1 protein-coding gene is annotated in these 348 nt (G+C 36.8%); it reads right to left on the minus strand.

The genetic code is table 11. The annotated features are described in order from the left end of the window. A partial coding sequence (locus SB764_RS38865) for a tetratricopeptide repeat protein (protein ID WP_410866591.1) occupies positions 1–348 on the minus strand: 348 nt, incomplete at both ends.

Below are 348 nucleotides of genomic sequence, written 5' to 3' on the forward strand. Positions count from 1 at the left end.
TACTTATTAACGAGCAATCCTTCAATTTTCTTCACCATCTCTTTGGCATTGGTGTTTTCTGGATCTAATTCAATTGCTTTTTGATACATCTTCATGGCCTCTTCTTTTTTACCGGCCTGCAGCAATGCTTCTCCATAACTATCATATGCATTTGAATTTTTCGGAAAAATTACTATTGCTGCATGAAACACCTGAAGAGAATGATCAACCTTCTGAAGTCTGAGAAACTGATATCCTAATCGGTTAAAGTCTATTTCTTTGGCTTCATAGCCGTTTTGATCTTTTACATATTCCTGAATCAGCTGCTCCGCTTTTTGTTGATTTCCACTTTCCAGTAAACTGCCATAG

Source organism: Paraburkholderia sp. SIMBA_027, from assembly GCF_046535315.1.
In the GTDB taxonomy this organism is placed as follows: domain Bacteria; phylum Pseudomonadota; class Gammaproteobacteria; order Burkholderiales; family Burkholderiaceae; genus Paraburkholderia; species Paraburkholderia tropica.